The 20248-nt window shown below is 61.2% G+C and carries 20 protein-coding genes; 10 read left to right on the top strand and 10 right to left on the bottom strand.

The genetic code is table 11. From position 1 onward, the window contains the following. Positions 1-39: 39 nt before the first annotated feature. Complete coding sequence (locus tag P0111_07885) at positions 40-2787, top strand: GNAT family N-acetyltransferase (GenBank protein ID MDF0643936.1); 2748 nt, start codon at positions 40-42, stop codon at positions 2785-2787. Positions 2788-3002: 215 nt separating this feature from the next. On the opposite strand, the gene P0111_07880 is transcribed toward P0111_07885, so the two are convergent. Further along, complete coding sequence (locus P0111_07880; GenBank protein ID MDF0643935.1) at positions 3003-3338, bottom strand: hypothetical protein; 336 nt, start codon at positions 3336-3338, stop codon at positions 3003-3005. A 230-nt stretch (positions 3339-3568) separates the two neighbouring features. Here P0111_07880 and P0111_07875 point away from each other — a divergent pair, with 230 nt between their 5' ends. Next, positions 3569-4576 (top strand): AraC family transcriptional regulator, encoded by a 1008-nt coding sequence (locus P0111_07875; GenBank protein ID MDF0643934.1) that lies wholly within the window; start codon positions 3569-3571, stop codon positions 4574-4576. A gap of 8 nt (positions 4577-4584) precedes the next feature. Here P0111_07875 and P0111_07870 read toward each other — a convergent pair whose 3' ends face one another. After that, a complete protein-coding gene (locus P0111_07870) occupies positions 4585-5247 on the bottom strand; it encodes a hypothetical protein (protein MDF0643933.1) in 663 nt (220 codons plus the stop codon). On the opposite strand from P0111_07870, the gene P0111_07865 reads away from it, so the two are divergent. The 3 genes from P0111_07865 to P0111_07855 all read left to right on the top strand — a co-directional run bounded on the left by P0111_07865 (position 5246) and on the right by P0111_07855 (position 6673). Continuing rightward, complete coding sequence (locus P0111_07865) at positions 5246-5485, top strand: hypothetical protein (GenBank protein ID MDF0643932.1); 240 nt, start codon at positions 5246-5248, stop codon at positions 5483-5485. The two genes, P0111_07870 and P0111_07865, sit on opposite strands and share 2 nt — an antisense overlap. Positions 5486-5539: 54 nt before the next feature. Next, complete coding sequence (locus P0111_07860) at positions 5540-5908, top strand: SgcJ/EcaC family oxidoreductase (protein ID MDF0643931.1); 369 nt, start codon at positions 5540-5542, stop codon at positions 5906-5908. Between the two features lie 324 nt (positions 5909-6232). Then, positions 6233-6673 (top strand): hypothetical protein, encoded by a 441-nt coding sequence (locus P0111_07855; GenBank protein ID MDF0643930.1) that lies wholly within the window; start codon positions 6233-6235, stop codon positions 6671-6673. 62 nt (positions 6674-6735) lie between these two features. Here the strand turns inward: P0111_07855 and P0111_07850 are convergent, their stop codons facing one another. Both P0111_07850 and P0111_07845 read right to left on the bottom strand, forming a co-directional pair. Further along, positions 6736-7239 carry a methylated-DNA--[protein]-cysteine S-methyltransferase gene (locus P0111_07850; GenBank protein MDF0643929.1) on the bottom strand — a complete coding sequence of 168 codons (504 nt, stop codon included), beginning with the start codon at positions 7237-7239 and terminating at the stop codon, positions 6736-6738. Continuing rightward, positions 7226-8689: an Ada metal-binding domain-containing protein gene (locus tag P0111_07845; GenBank protein ID MDF0643928.1), complete on the bottom strand. Its 1464-nt coding sequence runs from the start codon at positions 8687-8689 to the stop codon at positions 7226-7228. Before P0111_07845 ends, P0111_07850 begins: the two co-directional genes overlap by 14 nt. A 305-nt stretch (positions 8690-8994) precedes the next feature. On the opposite strand from P0111_07845, the gene P0111_07840 reads away from it, so the two are divergent. After that, positions 8995-10050, top strand: a complete 1056-nt coding sequence (locus P0111_07840) for an NAD(P)-dependent alcohol dehydrogenase (protein MDF0643927.1) — start codon at positions 8995-8997, stop codon at positions 10048-10050. Positions 10051-10321: 271 nt separating this feature from the next. Beyond that, the gene (locus P0111_07835; GenBank protein ID MDF0643926.1) at positions 10322-10696 is read left to right on the top strand and encodes a hypothetical protein; all 375 of its coding nucleotides are present in this window, start codon (positions 10322-10324) and stop codon (positions 10694-10696) included. Positions 10697-10759: 63 nt separating this feature from the next. Here P0111_07835 and P0111_07830 read toward each other — a convergent pair whose 3' ends face one another. Next, positions 10760-11425: a hypothetical protein gene (locus P0111_07830; GenBank protein MDF0643925.1), complete on the bottom strand. Its 666-nt coding sequence runs from the start codon at positions 11423-11425 to the stop codon at positions 10760-10762. Next, a complete protein-coding gene (locus tag P0111_07825) occupies positions 11412-12641 on the bottom strand; it encodes a hypothetical protein (GenBank protein ID MDF0643924.1) in 1230 nt (409 codons plus the stop codon). Before P0111_07825 ends, P0111_07830 begins: the two co-directional genes overlap by 14 nt. Positions 12642-12871: 230 nt before the next feature. Here P0111_07825 and P0111_07820 point away from each other — a divergent pair, with 230 nt between their 5' ends. Further along, the gene (locus P0111_07820) at positions 12872-13903 is read left to right on the top strand and encodes a methyltransferase (protein ID MDF0643923.1); all 1032 of its coding nucleotides are present in this window, start codon (positions 12872-12874) and stop codon (positions 13901-13903) included. A 232-nt stretch (positions 13904-14135) separates the two neighbouring features. Here the strand turns inward: P0111_07820 and P0111_07815 are convergent, their stop codons facing one another. Beyond that, positions 14136-15362: a hypothetical protein gene (locus tag P0111_07815; protein ID MDF0643922.1), complete on the bottom strand. Its 1227-nt coding sequence runs from the start codon at positions 15360-15362 to the stop codon at positions 14136-14138. Between the two features lie 253 nt (positions 15363-15615). Then, a complete protein-coding gene (locus tag P0111_07810) occupies positions 15616-16911 on the bottom strand; it encodes a PepSY-associated TM helix domain-containing protein (protein MDF0643921.1) in 1296 nt (431 codons plus the stop codon). 205 nt (positions 16912-17116) lie between these two features. On the opposite strand from P0111_07810, the gene lspA reads away from it, so the two are divergent. Further along, the gene (lspA, locus tag P0111_07805; protein MDF0643920.1) at positions 17117-17638 is read left to right on the top strand and encodes a signal peptidase II; all 522 of its coding nucleotides are present in this window, start codon (positions 17117-17119) and stop codon (positions 17636-17638) included. Continuing rightward, positions 17622-18119 (top strand): hypothetical protein, encoded by a 498-nt coding sequence (locus P0111_07800; protein MDF0643919.1) that lies wholly within the window; start codon positions 17622-17624, stop codon positions 18117-18119. The genes lspA and P0111_07800 overlap by 17 nt, the downstream gene beginning before the upstream one ends. A 191-nt stretch (positions 18120-18310) precedes the next feature. On the opposite strand, the gene P0111_07795 is transcribed toward P0111_07800, so the two are convergent. Next, positions 18311-18574: a hypothetical protein gene (locus P0111_07795; protein MDF0643918.1), complete on the bottom strand. Its 264-nt coding sequence runs from the start codon at positions 18572-18574 to the stop codon at positions 18311-18313. A 439-nt stretch (positions 18575-19013) separates the two neighbouring features. Further along, a complete protein-coding gene (locus P0111_07790) occupies positions 19014-19835 on the bottom strand; it encodes a class I SAM-dependent methyltransferase (GenBank protein ID MDF0643917.1) in 822 nt (273 codons plus the stop codon). Positions 19836-20248 lie beyond the last annotated feature (413 nt).

The raw sequence follows: 20248 nt of genomic DNA, 5'->3' as shown, positions 1-20248 counted from the left end.
GGTTGAAACCGGATCAACGGCGCCGTAAAAATAATCGACATGAGACCCGTCCGTCCCCGCTATATCCCCCCGTTGATGACCGATCGCACGGAATCCGGCTCGCTGATCCTGCGCGATGGAACGGCTGCGGCGACCCGCCTTTCCGATCCGTCGGATGCCGTCTCGATGAGACAGTTCATCGAACGCTTGTCGCCGGAGTCGAGACGGCACAGGTTCTTCTCGGAGGGAATTCCACAGCCAGATCTCATTGCGGCGTTGTGCGACTCCTCCACTCCCCGTTCGCAGCTCACGCTGATCGTCGTGCGTCACTGGGAAGGCGCGCTGCGCATCATTGCCGCCGGCTCATACTGGGCGAAGGACGAGCGCACCGCGGAAGTGGCGATGGCCGTGCTTGACGAATTTCACGGCAAAGGCCTGGGAACCTTGCTTCTCGAACGGCTCGCCTTGCTGGCCATTCGGCAGGGATTCGTCCGCATCTGGGCGGTCACCCATACGGACAATCTGGCCATGCGGGAGGTGTTCCGGGAATCGGGATTGACGAGCCGGGAAACCTACGAGCGCGGCGACATGGAGGTCGAGTTGTCGCTGATTCCGACGGAGAAGACCGTATCCCGGGCTGAGCTACGGGAGCGTCTCGCCGCCGCCGCGTCGCTCAGGCCGTTTTTCCATCCACGATCGGTGGCCGTCATCGGCGCGTCGCGAGATCCGCAGAGCATCGGGTTCCGGCTGCTTGACGCGCTGGTCACCAATCAGTTTCGCGGTGCCGTCTACCCGGTGAATCCGAGTGCAATCGAGATCGCGGGAATTCCAGTCTTTCCATCCGTTCGTGCCGTCGCCGACCCGATCGATTTGGCCGTCGTGATCGTGCCGCGAGACAGCGTCTTGTCCGTCGTCGAAGATTGCGCGGCCAGCGGCGTCCGTGCGCTGGTCGTCATCACGGCCGGATTTGCGGAGATCGGAGCGCAGGGCGCGGCGCTCGAGGCCAAACTGGTGGAGAAGGTCCGCCGGCACGGCATGCGCATGATCGGCCCCAACTGCTTCGGCCTATTGAATACGGACCCGACCATCCGGCTGAATGCCACGTTCACGTCGCTGTTCCCCCCTCCGGGCCGCGTGGCCTTGTCGTCGCAAAGCGGAGCCATCGGTATCGCCACCCTGGCCGGGGCGCGGCGGTTTCATGTCGGGCTTTCTGCTTTCGTCAGCATAGGGAACAAAGCCGATGTCTCCACCAACGATCTCCTGCAATATTGGGAGGAGGACCAAGCCACCGACGTGATCCTCCTCTACATGGAATCCTTCGGCAACCCCCGACGCTTCGCGCGCATCGCGCGGCGTGTCGGCCGCCGCAAACCGATTGTGGCCGTGAAGGCCGGCCGGACACAGTCAGGCCGGCGCGCGGCCTTGTCCCATACCGCCTCGCTTGCCGCCAGCGATACCGCCGTCGACGCCTTGTTTCATCAGGCCGGGGTGATACGCGCCGAGACGCTCGACGAAATGTTGATGCTGGCCGGCGGTCTGGTCGCGCAACCGCTGCCGGCTGGACCGCGGGTCGGCATCATCACGAACGCGGGGGGACCGGCCGTCCTCTGCACCGATGCCTGTGAGGCGGGCGGATTGGCCGTTCCGGAGTTGTCCGACCGTACCAAGAGGCGACTTGCGGCGTTTCTCCCGGAGGCCGCCGCCCTCAACAATCCGGTCGATCTCATCGCCTCGGCCACACCGGCCCAGTATGCCGAGGCGATCGACGCGGTACTGTCTGCCGACGAGATCGACGCCCTGATCGTCCTCTATGTCTCGGTGACCGTAGCCGATACGGCTGGAATCGCTCAGGGCATCCAAACTGGAATCGCGAACGCACGCAGGACCGGCACGACAAAACCCGTGCTCATCGGATGGATGGCGGATGGAGATTCCGACCGCGCCTTTTCCGCATCTACGGAAACGATTCCGGCCTACGCCTTGCCGGAAAGCCCCGCGCGCGTCCTCGGTAAGGCTGCCGCATATGCGGAGTGGCGGCAACGGCCGGACGGTATGGTTCCGGATTTCGACGACCTCGATCTGTCAACCGCGCGGCATATCTGTGCCGACGCATTGGCGAAACGCGGAACCGGCTGGCTGACGACGGAAGAGACCAGAAACGTGCTGGCCGCCATGAAACTTCCCGTCCAGCCGGGCGGGATCGCCCGTACGGCCGACGAGGCGGTGGTGCTGGCGGAACAAGTCGGCTATCCGGTCGCCGTCAAACTCTCCTCGCGTCACATCGTGCACAAGACGGAGATCGGAGGCGTCAAGCTGAACCTTTTCGACGCAGGGGCGGTCCGCGCTGCCTTTGACGAGATCAGCGCGCGCGCCGCTCAATCGGGTCGGTCGGACGCGATGGAGGGAGCCTTGGTGCAACCCATGATAGTCGGCGGTGTGGAAGTGATGGTCGGCGTAGTGGACGATCCGCTGTTCGGGCCCTTGGTCGCCTTCGGTCTCGGCGGCATTCACGTCGAAATTCTCGGAGACGTCCGATTCCGCATCACCCCCCTGACCGATCGCGACGCCGCCGAGATGGTACGCGGCATCAAAGGCTATCGGCTGCTCACCGGCTATCGGAGTCATTCGGCAGCCGATCTGCAAGCCATCGAGGAGGTCTTGCTGCGTGTCTCACGGTTGGTCGAAGAGGTTCCGGAGATCAGCGATCTCGACCTGAATCCGATCTTCGCCTTGCCGCCTGGGCAAGGCTGCCGAATCGCGGATGCACGGATTCGAGTGAAACCCGAGCACCGGCAAGCAACAGCATAGCTGACTATTGTTGCGACTCGTCACATCCCAGCCGCGTGACCGATGATCACCAGCGGTCGTCGAACAAAGTCGAAGACTTTTCTCGCTTTCATCGGCTCTCTGACAGGATTTCCAACACCGGTTGCTCGACGCGCATCCGTTCCCGACGTGACGGGTAGCACGCACGATTCTCGGGACATGATCCTCGAGTCACTCCCAATAGCCCTTGTGCTCGATCACCACGTCAGAGTCTGACCTTCCGTCATGGGCAGCCGTCCTTCCATCTCCGTGCACTTCGTCCAAGGATGCAGGGCGGCCCCCACCCCGGCCCCCAGCATCCCGAACGGAAGCGCCACGACGAACAGAGGCAGCCCGATCCCATAGCCGACCCATTGCAACGCGGCGTTCTCCCGCTTCGCACCGGCTTCGACCACGGCTTCCGCCGGATAGAGCGGAAACGTACCGTATTCGCTGCCCAAACTGACACTCTCGCCCACGGTCCGGCAGCGTGCGTCACTCAACGCGGGCAATAGGACTATCGCAAACATCAGAACGAGCGCACCGAGCTTCATGCTGCACCTCCAATCTTGCCGTCCGAAGCCATCCCCGGCGGATCAATGAATGATAGACGGTGTTTCAGTCACCCGGCAACAGTGAACGAGGACAGACCCATGTCTCCTTCCCTCGTCCGTCACCGAGCGTCTGGTTCTCCTTGCGGCAGCATGGTAAGCTTCGCGTCGCCCATCGGCGCGTCAGGTCCATGTCGGCCGGTTTCGATCCTTCCCAAGTGGAGCCAGTATGTATGGATGTCCTGTCTGAAGTGCTGAAAGCCGTCAAGCTCGACGGCGCCGTCTTTTACAACGGAGAGTTTTCAGCCCCCTGGTGCGCCCGAGAGCCCGATTCCGGCACCATGGCTTCGTATCTCTCCGTCCCTACCAAACACACGATCATCTTTCATCTCGTCACCGAAGGACGCGCCTATGCTCGCGTCGAGCAAGACGGCAGCCGGCTGTCCGTTGCAGCCGGGGACATCGTGATGTTCCCGCATGGCGATGCGCACCTCATGGGGAACGGCCCTCCGGTCACACCCACGGATAGTTCGGCACAACTGCTTCGAGTCCTATCCGAAGGACTCACCCTCTCTCGGGCCGGGGGAGGAGGAGAACTGACGAAGCTGATCTGTGGGTACATGACTTGCGACCCGCAACTGAGTCAACTATTCCTGAGCGGCCTTCCCTCGATCGTGAAAGTCAACATCCGCGACCATGCATCGGGGCAATGGCTGGAAGATACGCTGCGCTATTCGGTCGATCAGGCCGGGGCATCCGGCCCGGGCGGCGCAGCCGTCGTCGCCAAATTGTCCGAGGCCTTGTTCGTCGAAACGCTTCGACGGTACATCGCGCGGCTGCCCAAAGCCCAAACAGGCTGGCTCGCCGGTGTGCGCGATCCGCAGGTCGGAAAAGCGCTGGCGCTCCTTCATCGAGAGCCGGCTCACCCGTGGACCATTGCCACGCTCGCAAATGAAGCTGGTGTGTCCCGTTCCGTGCTCGCCGAACGATTCAAGCATTATCTCTCGGAAACACCCATCGGCTATCTCACGCGCTGGAGACTGCAACTCGCCGCACAACTGTTGGCGTCGACATCCAAGAGCGTAGCCGAAGTGGCAGGCGAGGTCGGGTACGAATCCGAACCCTCGTTCAACAGAGCATTCAAACGAGAGTTCGGTCTCCCGCCCGCACGGTTCCGCACTCAAGGGAAGCCGCCTCGTACCCTCCCCGTCGGCCCCGCATCAGCGAACCCTCGGTCGTAGCGCTCACCTCAGCGGAGCTGCTTGGTTGAAGCATCGAGCGGCGTCAGGGGGTGGCCTTTCCGGCCGATGGCGATGGCCTCCAACGCGCGCCCATAGCTGGTGATCGTGCCGTAGCCTTCGACGACCACTTCCATGTTCCGTTGCAACGATGCGGACAATTGCGCTCCGACATCGGGCGGCAAACGGATCTGTGTCTCGTCGGACAAGACCATGCCGTTGACGACGCCCTTGATGTAATCATAGAGCAGGACTTGAATGGTGCCGGCGGCTTTCATCTCATTGGCCCCCGGGCGCACCTCCGGAGGAGGAATGGGAAGATCAAGCCGGTCGGGAATGGTGAACGACTTGCCGTCCGTCACATTCACGATGACGTCGGGGGTCACGAGTGGCGAGTCCGCGCTGCGCCTCCCGTGCACACGTACATGATCGCCCGGTTGAATACTTTGTATGAGCCCATCAGCAGCGCGGTAGGTGACATGTACTTGCGATCCGTCACGCAGCAGCAGTCCGTTCACGACCCCGCGAGGGTGCAGCAGATAGCGATCCACGACCCCGTCGGCAACCGGGGGTTGGTTCATGGAGGGCGGCGTTTCGTCGGCAACGTGAACGGCACGTCCCTGAGAAGTGGCCGGATCTTGCTCCGTTGCGGCGGTCGAGGATGCGGAAGCCATGCCGACACCTACCGATACGACAAGAAATCCTGTTGCGATCATGCTCCGGAGTCGCGGGCATCGCAGCATAGCCGGCCTCGGCAAGCTTCGCGCAAGAAAACACTATCGAGGTTCCATTCTGACGCAAGTCCTGGTGAAGCTTCAAGCCGCGGGGGCTGGCTCCGGCGCAGCCGCTGCCTGCCCCAGTTCCCAGCAACGGGGACACCGCGAAATGGTTTTCGCCGGCCTGTTAGGATAGTATCCGATCCACTTAACCTTGCTCGACACTCTTACCATCAGAGAGGAGCTGTACATGAGCCGATCTGAAGAATTCCATTCCCGATTCGCCGCTGCGTTCAACTCCGGGAACGTCGAGGCAGTCATGGCGCTGTACGAACCGGAGGCCACCCTCGTTCCACAGCCGGGTCAGGTCGTGCAAGGGCGAGAAGCTATCCGCCAAACCCTGCTTCAATTTCTGGCGCTAAAAGGGACGATGGAGGTGAAGAGCATCTTCACAGTCCAGGGTTCCGGTGTGGTGTTGACGCGAGGCCAGTGGAAGCTGACCGGGACCGGGCCTGACGGAAAGCCAATCGAAATGACAGGCCGGAGCGTGGAAGTTCTTCGTCAACAACCCAACGGTGAATGGCTGCTTGCGGTCGATCATCCGTTCGGAGCGGATTGAAGGAGCGAACCGGTGTGACAGAAACAATTCCATCATCTTAGTCCACCATTTCAAGCTCTTCATTTGAATCTGTTCCGACTCAGATTGGATCTCTTCCGCTTCGTACTGCCGTCGGAAAGGCGGACGGCGATCAGCCTAATCGTGCGAATTGCCCCTCCTAAAATCAGAAGTTAATCATCAAATCACAACCTGGCGCATCAGGCACCTGATTTGCACTCATAGCAAATAGATCGATCAGTAAAGCGTCTCTGCGCATGGCACAGGGTGGGTCAGTCAAGCAGCCGTAACGGCGAGTCTTGTATGAGCGACTCGCAGGAGGTGGGTATGAGAACTCAAATGCCCAGCATGAAGAGTCCCCATGCCGTTTCCATCATAATACTCTTGCTCTTGGCGGTCAGCCTCTTATCCTCAGGCTGTTCGGTTCTCATGGTGGCCAATAGATCGAGTTATAGGGGTGATGTGAACGTCATGCAACTCGGCGTTCCGCGATCGGCCGTAATTGCCGAACTCGGACAACCCGACAACTTCACCACACTCGACAATGGTGGCTATGATGATCGGTATGTTCTAGATCCCGATGCACATCGGGGCTCGACGCGATTCTTGACGGGGCTATTTTACTTGGGAGGCGACATCTTCACAGTCGGTCTCACCGAGCTCATATTTACTCCGGCTGAAATCGCCATGAAGGATAGGCTCGTCGTCTATCATCTCACGTATGGTGCCGACCAAAAATTGGTAGGACTCGAAAAGCAAAAGTCGTAAGGAAAAGGGACAGGCTGGTCTTTTTCGCAGCCTCGCGCGTTGAGGCGTTATCAACAAGCGGCCTATCCCGTTCTATCCGCCGCGCTCGTACAAGCTCCTTCGAGTTTGAGCAGCCTCGCTTTGGTCTCGATTCCTCCCGCGAAGCCCGTCAGTTTTCCCGTCGCGCCGATCACGCGATGGCAGGGCACGATGATGGACAAGGGATTCCTGCTGTTGGCCAGACCGACCGCCCGCGACGCGGATCTCTTTCCGATCGCGCGTGCCAGCTCACCATAGCTCCGAGTCTGACCGTAGGGGATCCGGAGCAGCTCTTGCCATACTCGCTTCTGAAACTCTGTGCCGTGCATGCGAATCGGCAGGTCAAACGTCGTCCGCTTACCCTCGAAGTACTCAGCCAATTGGCGTTCGACCTCGGCGAACACAGTATGCTGCGCGTCTTCGCACAGAGCCTCGAGTCTGACTCTGGTCGCCCGATCGCTCGGCCACAGCACCGCGAGCAGACTCGACTCATCCGCCACCAGCCTGAGCCGACCCACCGCAGTCTCCACGTGCTTATACCGCAGCATGTCCTTTCTTCCTTTCTTTGACGGGCGCCCGAGCCTGTTCGTTCCAGAGACCGACCGCCGCGTAGCTGCGCCAGGGCCTGACGGCACCCGAGTCGAATTGCGGATTGACCTTCAAGAATCGACGTATGATCAGATCCGTCGCCGGAAAGGCGTCCGTGTCGCCGAGGGCTCTGAGCGCCATATATTCGGCGCTCCATGCCCCGATGCCCTTCACGGTCCGAACGGTGCGTTTGAATTCCTCCGGATCCTGCGCCGGTTCGAGCCGGATGGTTCCTTCGGCGACCCGCGCCGAGAATTCGCGAATCGTCGAACGCTTTTGGTCCGTGATGGCCAGGCTGCGCAGATCAGACTCTGCGAGAATGCCCGGCCTGGGAAATACCCGAACTTGCTCTCCGGAAACGGGATGACGGATCTCTTCGCCATAGTGCGCCGCGAGTCGACTCATGAGCCGCGAAGCATGGGCGACGGAGATCACCTGACCGAGGATCGTCGCGATCGCGGTTTCAAATGGATCAAACCCCCGAGCCAGCCTGGTTCCCGGATACTTGCGCGGAAGCGCCGCGAAGACGCTCGACTGCTCAAACACCTTCGCGATCACGGTCGGATCGGCATCCAAGTCGAACATGTGCCGGATGCGCTGCACAACCCTCAACAGGGGTCGCGTATCCGACAGAGAGACCTCAAGGATCAATTCAGGCTCCTCGCCGCTCGGTCTCGCTCGAAAGAAGCCGACTGTTTCCTGGTCGTCCAGCCTGAACACACGCGCATACCCTTCTCCCTCGATGGTTTCAACACCGGAGACTCGATGGTTCCGATAGTAATTGAGCAGAGCCTGCCAATCCAGCGGAGGTCGGTAGGGAAGAGTCAGCCGGAGCTGGGGCGTCGCCCGCACAGCCTTGCACGAGGATCGAAGCGCGGAAGGCGGCCGATGGAACCGTTTCTTGACGACATCGTTGAATCGGCGCAGCGAGCGAAAACCCGCGGAGAAGGCGATCTCCGTGAATGGAAGCGACGTTTCCACAATCAACTTCCGAGCGAAGTCGAGTCTGGTGCCGTCGTGAAGCTGCTTGGGAGTTTGCCCGAGTTCCTTCTCAAACAGCCGTCTCAAATGCCGCGCCGTCACTCCCAGCCGATCGGCGAACACCTCTTCGGTTTGCTCTTCAAGCGCGCCTTGAGCGATGAGTTTGAGCGCCCGCTCGATGGTGGTCTGTTTGCCGTTCCACGCAGGAGATCCCGGCGCCGACTCTGGACGGCACCGCAGGCATGGTCGATAGCCGGCTCGTTCCGCCGCGTGAGCCGTCTTGAAGAACTCGACGTTCTCCCGCTTGGGACGGGCCGGACAGATCGGCCGACAATAGATGCCCGTCGTCTTCACTGCGACGAAAAACCTTCCGTCGAATCGGTGATCTCTCGCCAGTACGGCCTGGTAGAAGGGATCGTGGCCACTCATGTCTCACGTCTCACACATCCGTCGGCCTCCATCGCACATGACTATAGGCCGACGGCCGTTCGCCTACTCGCCGGATTCGGACCTGTGCGTCGGCCGGATTATTTAAGCTTACGCAGCCGGTCCTTTGCTACCCTCGTACCCTTCTTTACAAACGCCGGTCGTCTCCATTCTGCGTAATCGCGGCCGTCGCTTATCATCCGAGACGTGGGTGACGCACAGCGTGCATGACGCAGTCCATATGAAGGATCCGGTTGGCTCGAGATGATCTTGCCTCTCGAACTGCCGCAAGAGCATACTGGCACGGTATGTATCACGCGAAGGCATACGGAGCGGCCGGCGCGGCATCCTCCTTGGCCGCCACCACAATCTTGCGGCGCGATCCCGATGAACAGGACGTCCAGATCGACATCCTCTACTGCGGGATCTGCCACTCGGATCTCCACCAGGTCCGCAACGAGTGGAAACGCGCGGCGCCGACCGTTTACCCTTGCGTCCCAGGCCATGAGATCGTCGGCCGTGTCACAAGAGTCGGTTCTGCCGTCACGACATTCAAGCCCGGCGATCTGGCCGCCGTCGGCTGCATGGTCGATTCCGACAAGACCTGCCAGGAGTGCCGAGCCGGTCTTGAGCAATTCTGTGCGAATATGACTCTGACCTACAATTCGACGGACAAGCACCTCGGCGGCGTCACCTATGGCGGCTACTCTGAGAGCATGGTCGTCGACCAACGATTTGTCCTGCGCGTCCCGCCCAACCTCGATCTCGCCGAAACCGCGCCGCTCCTCTGCGCCGGTATCACCACGTACTCGCCGATGCGCCATTGGGGCGTGACCAAGGGCAAGAAGATCGGGGTGGTCGGGCTCGGAGGGTTGGGTCATATGGCCGTGAAGTTCGCTCACGCGTTCGGAGCCCATGTGGTGGTCTTCACCACGTCGCCCAACAAGAAGGACGATGCGCTCCGTCTCGGCGCCCGCGAGGTCGTCATCTCCCGCAACGCCGACGAAATGAAAAAGCAGATCGGCAGCTTCGACTTCATCCTCGACACCCTGCCCGCCGACCATGACATCAACGCGTACATCGAGCTGCTCCGACGCGACGGCACCATCACCCTGGTCGGCGCGCCGGAGAAACCCCTTGCCGTTGTCGCTTTCAGCGTCATATTCGGACGCCGCAGCCTCTCCGGTTCTCCCATCGGCGGCGTTTCGGAAACGCAAGAGATGCTCGATTTTTGCGCCGCCCACCACATTACCGCCGACGTGGAAGTCATCCCCATCCAGCGGGTGAACGAAGCGTACGACAGACTGCTCAAGTCCGACGTGAAGTATCGCTTCTCGATCGATATGGCGTCTCTGAACGCCTAGTGTTGCGTCCCAGAGGTTCGTTCGTGGTGGGCCCTTCGACTGGCTCAGGACAGGCCTGTCGAACCATGAACAAAACTCTTTGAACGTGTGCGCCCTTCGACCGGCTCAGGGTGAACGGATGATTACAGGAACTTAAAGGACACCACACTAGCGGCGAAGAGGGTCGTAGGAGCGGGAAACCAGCAAGGAAGGGGCGCTGATCGAGCCGCACTGCTGTGCACGCGGCTTTGTCGATGCGAATCTGCGGGGGAACAAAGGAGTCACGATCACGATGATTCGGTTCTGGCTCTGCCTGTGGTTGGGGCTCAGCCTTTCTCTTGCCGGCTGCGAATCGGAGCGAGGCCGGTTGATGACGGAGAAGTACCCGACCTACCCCGATCACATCAAACGGGCTATCGACCGCGGCTATGCCGTGCGCGGAATGGATCACGACCAGATCTATCTGGCGTTCGGAGAGCCGATGTGCAAAAAGACCATCGAGCACAAGGGAAGATCGATCGAAGTGTGGTTGTATCCTCCCGGCGGTCGCGACCCCTGTCTCACCGCCGAGCTTCGCGTGTTTTTCGAAAGCGGTGTGGTATCGGACTGGTCCAAATCGACGCAAGTGCCCCGCTTCGCCGATCCTCCAGAAGGACTTCCGCCGTGACGCATTCTCCGGCAGACACTCGAGATGAGGTACGAGGAGGAACCAGCCATCCGGCCTCGCCGGTCATTGGATTTTCGTCATCTTTTCCGGAAAGAAATACTTCTCGAACCGTTCCCGCGCTTTTCTGTAGTCGTTGTCCGTCGCGTACTGCAGCCGGTAATTGAATCGGCACTTGCGGTCCTTTTCATATTGATAGACGTCCTGCACGAAGGGGACGATCTGATCGAGATCCGAGGTGAACTCCCCCTTCGCCAGGTTGGTGTCCAGGTCGGACGGCACCTCTCCGATCACGCGGATGGATTCCTCTCCGTGTTGAATGCTGGCCTCGATCAAGACATTGTCCTTCTGGCACAGCACATACCCGCGCTTCAAGGTCTCCACCGCCTCGTGAAATCCGTCTCGTGACGCGGCCTTCGCGCCGACCATGCCTTTCACGTCATCGACCAGCCCGGTCATCTCGGTGAGGCGCTTCTCCAACTGCCGGTTGTGCTCCGCGGCCTCGTCAAGCTTCGCCTGAAGGCCCGAGTCGTCGCGCATGGGCGCCGTCGCCGGCTGAGCGGCGGCCTGGGAAGCCTCAAGCTGCGCAGGCTCAGATTGACGCGCCTCCTGTTGCCCGCTTGCGCCCTTGTCCGTGACGTGGATCAACAGAACCGCAAAGACAAGCAGGAGAACCACCTGCACCAGCGACAGCCCAAGGACCGGATCCGTGCGGGACTCAGTTCTTATCACCGGAATGTTCCTCGGTCACACGCACCCTCAGAAACGACATGACGTCGCGCATGGTGGCCTCGATCGTTCTGCTGGCCTCGAGACTCGACTGAATGGCCTTCTGGACGTTGAGCAGGCCGTTTTTGACGTCGGCCGACATCGAGATGGCCGAGATGTCCTTCAACTCCGTTTCGAACGCGGACAGTCTCGCGGAGACTGAGCTGAACGACGAGCGCAACGACTGTAGCCCGTCGAGTTGACCGTCCAATTCAGCACGACTCCGCTCGAAGGCGGTCGTCATCGCGAGAAATTGCTCCGTTCGCTCTTTGAGCGTTCCGGATAATTCCTGCACCGCCGCTTCGACCTGTCCGACGCCTTCCGCTCCGTACAAGGATTCCCCGAACGACGTCACCGTCTCGGCGGTTCGAGCCAAGCCTTCCTCCAGCTTCTGCGCCGCCGCCTCGAAACTTTCTCCCCGCTTCCCCAGCGCGGCGACGAGTTTACTCACCTCCGCCGTGAGAATTTCCTGCGGCATCTGCATGGTCGAAAGCCGGCTCAGAATATCCTTCACGGAAGATTCCAGTCCCGCTATCATCGTCTTGCTCATCGTGTGCTGCTGTTCGGCAAGCTTTTCGCGCGCTTCCGATAACGACCGTACCAGATCGTGCAGTGCGCCGCGCAGATCATTGGCGGCGAGAGCTCTGAACGACGAGATTTCCATCTTCGCTTCCGTGATCTCGTGCAACAGCTTCGACACGCGTTGATCGATGGTATCCTGAACGTCGAGAAGCCGGTCGGAGGGCGTGTCCTGAAAATAGAGAGTCGCAAGGCGAAGCAGCATGCCGCAACAGGTCGTGACCAGCGCGTAGCCGAACGCGGCAAGGACGGCTTCCGTAGTCAACTTGGGAGCCGGCCACAGTATGAAGGCCCCGATGAGGGCAAACAGCGCCCACAGAAAGCCCATGTAATAGAGGGAATCCGCGAACTGAGTCGCATTCTTCTTTGCAACGGAATACCCATAGCCTGCGTAGCCGACGAGGAGCCCGGTCAGCACGAAGAGCGTGACGGTTGGGGAATACTGCGCCGCAGCCGAGTACCAGAGGGCGGTAGCCCCCACGAGTGTCGCGCAGACCCAGGCGACGGCGAGCTTTCGATTGCCCTGCAGCGTCGGATGAGCATCGGGATGTCCAGGCTCCTCCGCCTCGTCAAGCTGGGACGGCTGATCCTCGAGCGGCATGCCTGGCCGTCTTCTTATCATCATCCTCTCCCTCTCACTTCTTAACCGGTCATTATGCGGCATGACAACCGCTCGACTACTAGGGATGTCTCTAGGGCCGACCAGAGTACCTCCGGTAGGTTCCTGCACTCTTCCGATCCGCAGAAATCCATGCAGTCGGACGACCCGTTGCGCTAGACTGGCGATCCCAAAGCCGCGGATTTGACGTTCACTTGTATGGAGGCCATCCCATGTTCACAGAGTCGTCCGACCATCTGAAGCAACCGGCTCACGTTCAATTGGTTCACATGGCGACGGCGCACTGGGTGTCCCACATTCTCTATGCTGCCGCAAAGCTGGGCCTGGCAGACCATCTGGCGGCCGGGCCGGCGCGCGCGGAAGAGCTGGCTGCCGCCACGAAGACCCATGCCCCTTCCCTCGGTCGCCTGCTCCGGACCCTCGGGCATCTCGGCCTCGTCACCGAGGAGGGAACCGGCCGGTTCGCTTTGACGAACCTCGGCGAGGCGATGAAGACCGGAGCGCCGGGTTCGGCAAGGGCGGCGACCTTGACCCTGGCCGGTCCCATGATGACGCAGGGATGGGGCCGGCTGCTCGAATCGGTTCAGACCGGAAAGCCGGGCTTGGAGCAGGCGCTCGGCATGCCGCTGTTCGACTGGCTCGCGACACATCCGGAGGACGCCTCTCTGTTCAGCGAGACGATGGTCGGTTTTCATGGCGCCGAGCCGGCCGCCGTGGCTTCCGCCTACGACTTCTCCGGCATGCAGACGATCGTCGATGTCGGAGGCGCGACGGGCAATCTGCTGGCGGCGGTTCTGAGCAGGTATCCGACATCGCGGGGCATTCTCTACGATCTGCCGCATGTCGTGCGCGATGCCCCGGGATTGCTCCGGGCTCGAGGCCTCTCGGATCGCGTGACGATCCTCTCCGGCAGCTTCTTCGAGCGTGTACCGGAGGGAGGAGACGCCTACCTTCTCTCCCACATCATTCATGATTGGACCGAAGAGCAGTGCTTCACGATCCTGGACCGCTGCCGGAGCGCGATGAAACCGGGCAACCGATTGCTCATCATCGAGATGGTGTTGCCGGCCGGCAATGGGCCCCATCCCGGAAAGATGCTCGACATGATGATGCTCGTCGGCCCCGGCGGCCAAGAACGAACGGAACCGGAATATCACAGCCTCCTCGCCAAAGCCGGCTTTCGCCTGACCCGAATCGTGCCCACCGATTCAGCCGTGAGTGTCGTGGACGCTGTGCCGGCCTGACAGCGCCCCTGGCTGCTCCACGGAGCGGCCGGTCTCTTTGGTCGAAGCAACGGGCACTGTGCTGATCCTGTCGTGACAAGGGGAGCCTGGAGACCGACACCCTTCCCTCGCGGCTGCCTGCCCGCCCCGTGGCTTCGGCAGGCAGCCGCGTACGGTCTTGTATCTTGCGCCACAGGCGACACTGGTACGTCACAGGATCTCTGTCGCTGACAGGACGCCGCATAGATCAGCATCACGGACGGCCATCCTCGAACGTGTCCGGCGGATGCACGCGTGCTCGCTGCTCGTCGGTGAGCACCCGTCTGGCATCGAGATAGCCCTGCACTTTGACCCTGGTCATCCTGCTGCGATTCTGCTCCATCCCCTGCACGGCTGCCGTCAGCTTCTCCTCGGAAGGCTGGGTCGTATCGCCGCCGCCGCGAAGCAGGTTCAGCAGTTTCAGCTCGCTCGCCTTGAACTTGGCCTGCTCGATGAGCAGCGTCTTTCTCGTCTCGTTCTTGACCTGAACCAGCGCCGCGGTCTGCTCCTCGTTGATCCCCATCCTGCTTCCTTGATCCAGAAAATAGTCGAAGCCGGCCTGATGGATGGGAGTTCCGTGAGGACTACCGGGGTGGCCGGCCCGCTGCTTGTCGGACGACGTCCGCGTAGAGTGACGCTTGAGCTCCGACAGCTTGGTTCGCTGCTCTTCTGTGAGATGCGCCTGAATCTTGTCGGTCACCTCGAAGAGTTGGTTGAACAGCACCCCTTCTGTCTCGCCGGTCTTCTGCATCTTCGCGCGGATCGCTTCCGGATCGACATCGGGCCGCATGACAAGCTCATCGGCCTCCACGCGACTGAGATCGATCTCAGTCCCGACCCGCAGCACCTCCCGCCTGGCTTCTTCCAGAAGCGAGCGGATGTCCCGGGCCTGGGGATCGGTCAGGCCCAGCTCACGACGGAACCCGTTGTAGACCTGGCCGATGCCGTCCAATGACATCAGGCCGATCTTCGTATTGAACCCCTGCGACACCCGAAATGCCATCGTCGGATGCGCGAGTTCCCGGACCTTGGCCGCCTGCTCCGGCGTCAGCACGGCGTGAAGCGCGGTCAAGGTTTCGATAAACAAGTTCAACTCGTCGGTTTCGATGCCGCCGGTGAGGGCGTTGGCCGTCCGGTATTCATGGTCCTGGAGCAGTCCGCGCCGGCGCTTTTCTTCCAATTCCTGGAACATGCCGACCAACACCGCTTCCTTCAACCACATCTCCGTCTTCATACGTTGAACCAGATCCGCCATGCCCTGTTTCTGCTGCCCCGACAATCCGAGGCTGTGCCCCAGATGCGCGTAGGATCCGGCGATCCGCTCGATCATCCGGATCATCCGTGGGCCGGGCGTGAACTCCATCTCCGCCTGGGGCATCTGAGCCCGGCCCTCCTGACAGGTCAACCCGAACACCAGCACTGCCAGCATCCATCGCTTCATCGGTGCGCTCCTTCGCTAGAAAGAAGGACTATTGAACGCGCGTCGAACATCCTCTTCCTCAGACCGAACTATTGTGGCGCGACACCCCGGCGGCGAGCAGACCGAGGACGAGTCCGAATCCGAATCCCTGTGCGCGCATGATCCTCTTCCTTTCCCGTCTACCGCAGATTGGAGTCGCGGCCTTCCGGTCTATTGTACGCCGAGGACGCCGTTTGCGCCGCCGGGAGCCGCGTTCAACGACGGCGGCCTGGCTTCACGACGATCGCGACCCGGCATCGGATGCGGACAGGATGGAGAATCGCCCGCCGGGCTCCTCGATCAAACCGTTCCTCACTCGGACAGCAAGCCAAGTCAACAGCGCGCCCACGACGAATGCGGTGATGTCGATCGCCGCCAGCCCCCATCGGCCGTCTGGTACCGTCGTCAGCAGATGGCTCCTGGTGGTCAGCAGATTGAGTCCCGGTAGCAGCGCCAACAGGATGGCGGCCGCCGCCAATTGGTCGCGCCAGGCCAGAGCGATGTCGCGTCGCAGCGCACCAAAGGCGACACAGATCGCCCACGCGCTGAAGAAGACACGCACTTCCCAATCCGCTCGGTGAGGCACGACGGCGGGCAGGAGGCGATTGGTCCAGAGAAATGCGGCGACGGCGACCAGCAACCCGGCCACCGCCCCGACGGCGAGCCCATCCGTCACGCGAGAGACGATCGACTCTGATCGATCGACTCGACCCCTCCGGCGTTTGACGATCCGGGTCGCCAAGCCCGTTGCAATCACCAGGCTGGAGGCCAACCCCATAATGAAATAGGCCCAGCGGCTCGCAACCCCGCCGAATCTCCCGAAGTGCAACAGGCCGGGCAGCGAGACCCCAGCCTCTCCCGACGCCGACGTTCCTCCAGCCAGGTAGATGGACCATAGAACGACCAACCCGGTGAAGGTGATGGTCAGAAGGAACGGCAGCATCAACAGGCCGACCGCATTGTGAAGGTCCGACCAGGCGCGCAACGAGACCGTTCGAAAACCGGCCAGCAACAGATCCGCGAGAAGCCGCCGACGCCTGATCAGCACCCCGGTGAGCGTTGCCGCCAGCATGGCCATGGCCGACGTCCCCACCGTCCATACGCCGGCGAGGCCGGCGAGCAATCCATAGTGAAAGTGATAGAAGAGGTCTCCCCCTCTCGTCTCCCTAAACACCATGAGATGTCCCGTTGCCGGATCGATCGACTGGCCCGAGAACGTCCGCTTGTCCTGCCATTTGGCCGGCCGCGCCGACGGATCACCAGCTGACCTGTCCGGTGCGGACGCATGGCGAAATGCGGCCGTCCGGAGCCAAGCTCGTCGGGATAGGCCCGGCTCCGAGGCAGTCGTGATCTCGTGGATCTGCGGCTGCTGCATCCAGTAGGTGATCTCCTCGTCGAAGACCGTCAGGGTGCCGGTCACGAACACGGCAAAGAGAATCCAGACGGAGAGCAGAGCGATCCAGGCATGTACCCGATTCAACCATTGTGAAATGTGGTCTTTCATCAAGCCGGCTGAGGCTGTCCGGCCCATACCCGATGAGCGGACGCCTCAAAGATCGGACGCTCCGACTATAGTAGAGCGAGGGAGAACCGGCTTGCAAACGGCCGCGGGTTCGTCGTTTCCGGCGTAGGCATGCTGGCGAACGCGACCCTGATGTAGTACTGTCTGCACGTGGCGGCCTCCTCTCACCGCCCACCGAAGGGACCTCCGGGCCGGCGGCGTTCACACTCAGGTGATGACCATCCTGTTGGTACGAAACAACACGGCGCGAACACTACTGATGCTGCTCATCCTATTTTCCTGTGTGGGGTGCGATCAGGTGACCAAGGAGTGGGCCCGCACGTATCTGGCGTTTCAACCTCCCCTGTCCTGTTGCCGCGACGTCGTCCGACTTCACTATGTGGAGAACGCCGGCGCGTTTCTCGGCCTAGGTTGGAATCTGCCCGAGGAGATGCGCATCCTGGTCTTCCAAATCGCGGCAGGCATCGGCCTTCTCACGTTGTTCGTCGTCCTGCTACGGTCGCAGAATCAGCCCTATGGCTTCCTGATCGCTTGGACCCTGATCTTGAGCGGAGGCATCGGCAATGTGATCGATCGCCTGCTGCATCACGGCCGGGTGATTGATTTCATGAACCTCGGCGTCGGCCCTCTGCGCACCGGCATCTTCAACGTCGCGGACGTCTTCATTACGGTCGGTGTCCTGTGGTTGCTGCTCGCCCTCCGGCAAAAGGATCCATCGCGTGAGGCGGCGACGTAGGATGGAACCGGGACTCCCGCAACGGGCCTGGACGACACGAGCTGCAAGCCTGTCGGCGACCTTGGCCCTGTGGCTCGCCTTTGCGGCCGGCTGCGACGGCAATCGGGCGACCGGTCCCGCGTTCGAAGATCTCATCCATCCGAGTCCGGAAACCGCGCTTGTTTACTTCTACCGGCCTCCAAGACCGGACAGGGATCAAGCCCCGGACTGGGTCTACGCCTTCGACCGGATCATTCGACTGGATGACGGCGGTTACAGTTTTCACACCGTTCCGCCCGGCCGGTACCTGATCGCACTGCGATCGCAAACCGATCCCAAGGCCGACTGGTACGAGTTGGCCGGAGGCCGGGCCGTTTTTCTCAAATGGGACCGTGTGAAAGCGGAAGGGCAGTCGGACCTGATTCCGGTCGAAGAACGGCGGGCGCTTGAAGAGTTGCCTCGGTGCCGGCTCATGCAGCAGGACCCGGCCGGCAGGCCGTGAGTTCGCCCGACCTTATCGATTGGGGACGTTCCTCTGATTACCTGATCGAGAGGTTGCAACGATCCTGAACTATCGAATGGCAGAGTTCCCCAGGAGGCGAGAGTGGTCACACAGACGCTAGAGATCCTCGGATCATGGCCTACTCCACTGACCGGCCATGTACTCTGTGCACGACGCCCTCGACAAATCGACTAGCGATAGGACATGGCGTGCTGTTGCTCCGCCACCGCCACGAGCATTAAGGCCCGCCCGTCTTGCAGCCCCAGCGCATATCGCTCGAACACCGCCGCCCCGCAATCACGATAGAGGTTCGAGTGATCCTGGCTGAGGAGCGCATCGCGGAGGCCGTCCGCCTCCGCATGCCATCCTTCCCGCTCAAGGGGCTGGGCGGCCTTTGCCCTTTGCTGCCGACACCACTCAATACGTACCTCGACGGATTCAATCGCCAATGCCATGGTCGCCTCCCTTTCTCTGCCCGGGTGTTCATTTCCGTTCACCACGCCGTCCGGGCCGTCACACTCGAAGAGGGGAATCGCAAGGAAAGTACCACGTCATGGGCAGGTCATTCGGCTTTCTATGAGCCGGCGCGATACGCGCCATCTCGGCGGTTTGCGAGGAGATTTGACGACGAGACCGCTTTCCTGGTCCAGCCTCTAGTTATTTCCCTAGTGGTGGCCGCCTGCAGTTTCGCAGTCAAAACCCTACAGGTTTCCCCTATTCGACACAGTGGCGGCCTGTGCGCTTCCGTACAGGCCGCTCGATCGCACCCGCCGAATTCAGAAGCCTGTGGCGGCATGCGTGCCATGGATAATGCCCCGGCCGTCAGGCAACGCTTCAGCGGCAAGGACCGACTCGACGACTTCGGGCTCCATCGCCCCGCTCTCTCCTGAGACCTCAAACTCGAATGCCGACCACCTCCAGATATTCGGCAAACACCGTAGTGCATTCGCTGTCGGCCCGGTTATGCAACGTCCACAGCGCTTCGAGTTCTTCGCGCAGGCGCTCTCGACCTTCCGCATCCAGAGAGGCGAACGCCTGGTTGGCCGGGCCATAGTAGCGACGAAAGATTTCCACCACCTCCGCCGGAGAAAACGGATAGCTGAAGGGATACAGGCGCCGCGTGAGGGACAGGTCGGAGAGTCCAGGGCCGAGCCGCTCCTGGACCACGGCTTCTTCGCCCCACAGCAACGGTGAGGGCATTCCGGATGGTGCAATGAACTTCGAAATCGTCTTGAACATCTGCCCGACGAACCCTTGCGGCGTCCAATTGCCCATCGCGATGGTGCCCCCCGGTACACAGACCCGCAGCAGCTCCCCCGCAACCACCTCGGGACGCGGCGCGAACATCGCGCCGATCAGACTCACCACCGCGTCAAAGCTTCCGTCTTCGAACGACAGCGACTCGGCGTCGCCTTGCTCGAAGCGCACCTCAAGTCCTTCCGCCTGTGCTCGTGCGCGCGCCCGCGCGATCAGGTTGCTCGCGATATCGACTCCGGTGACCCCCAGCCCGTCCTTTGCGGCAATCAGGGCCACCTGGCCGGATCCGCATCCCACGTCGAGCACCCGGCATCCGGGCGCCAAACCGAGCCTCTCGTAAAACTCCCGGGCGCCGCTCTCCATGTAGCGTGAGAACCGGTCGTAATCTCCGGCCATCCACATCGTTTTGAGTCGAGCCTTGAGACGATCCGTTTCAGAAACCATGATGCCGGTAGACATGATGCCCTCCTTTGATATGAGAGTGATTCATGCAGCGACGCGTCACGTGCTTCGCCGCTTCAATGCTAGAGCACACTGTACGGGCAAAACGCGCCGGCGTCTTATCCGGGAGTCTGATTCTCTTGACAGCAGCCTGCTCACGCACATAAACCCGGATTCCGCAGTAGCAAAACAAAGATTCATCTCGAATGTCATTTCGACCCTTGTCACGAGTCTTTCGAGGGAACTTGCGAGCAAATCAAGGATTTCTCACTCCGTTCGAAATGACAACGTGATCATCGACATGACCACGCGATCAGGGGCTGATCGTCTGATATCCAGACTGGAGCACGCATCGCCCTTCCAACACCACAGGCCAAATCCAGCTGCGGAATCCTGGATTCTTCATACCTGAAGCGTGTCATTCCCGCGGA

Origin of the sequence: Nitrospira sp. (assembly GCA_029194535.1) — a bacterium.
GTDB lineage: Bacteria > Nitrospirota > Nitrospiria > Nitrospirales > Nitrospiraceae > Nitrospira_C.
This window is presented reverse-complemented; position numbering and strand designations above follow the sequence as displayed.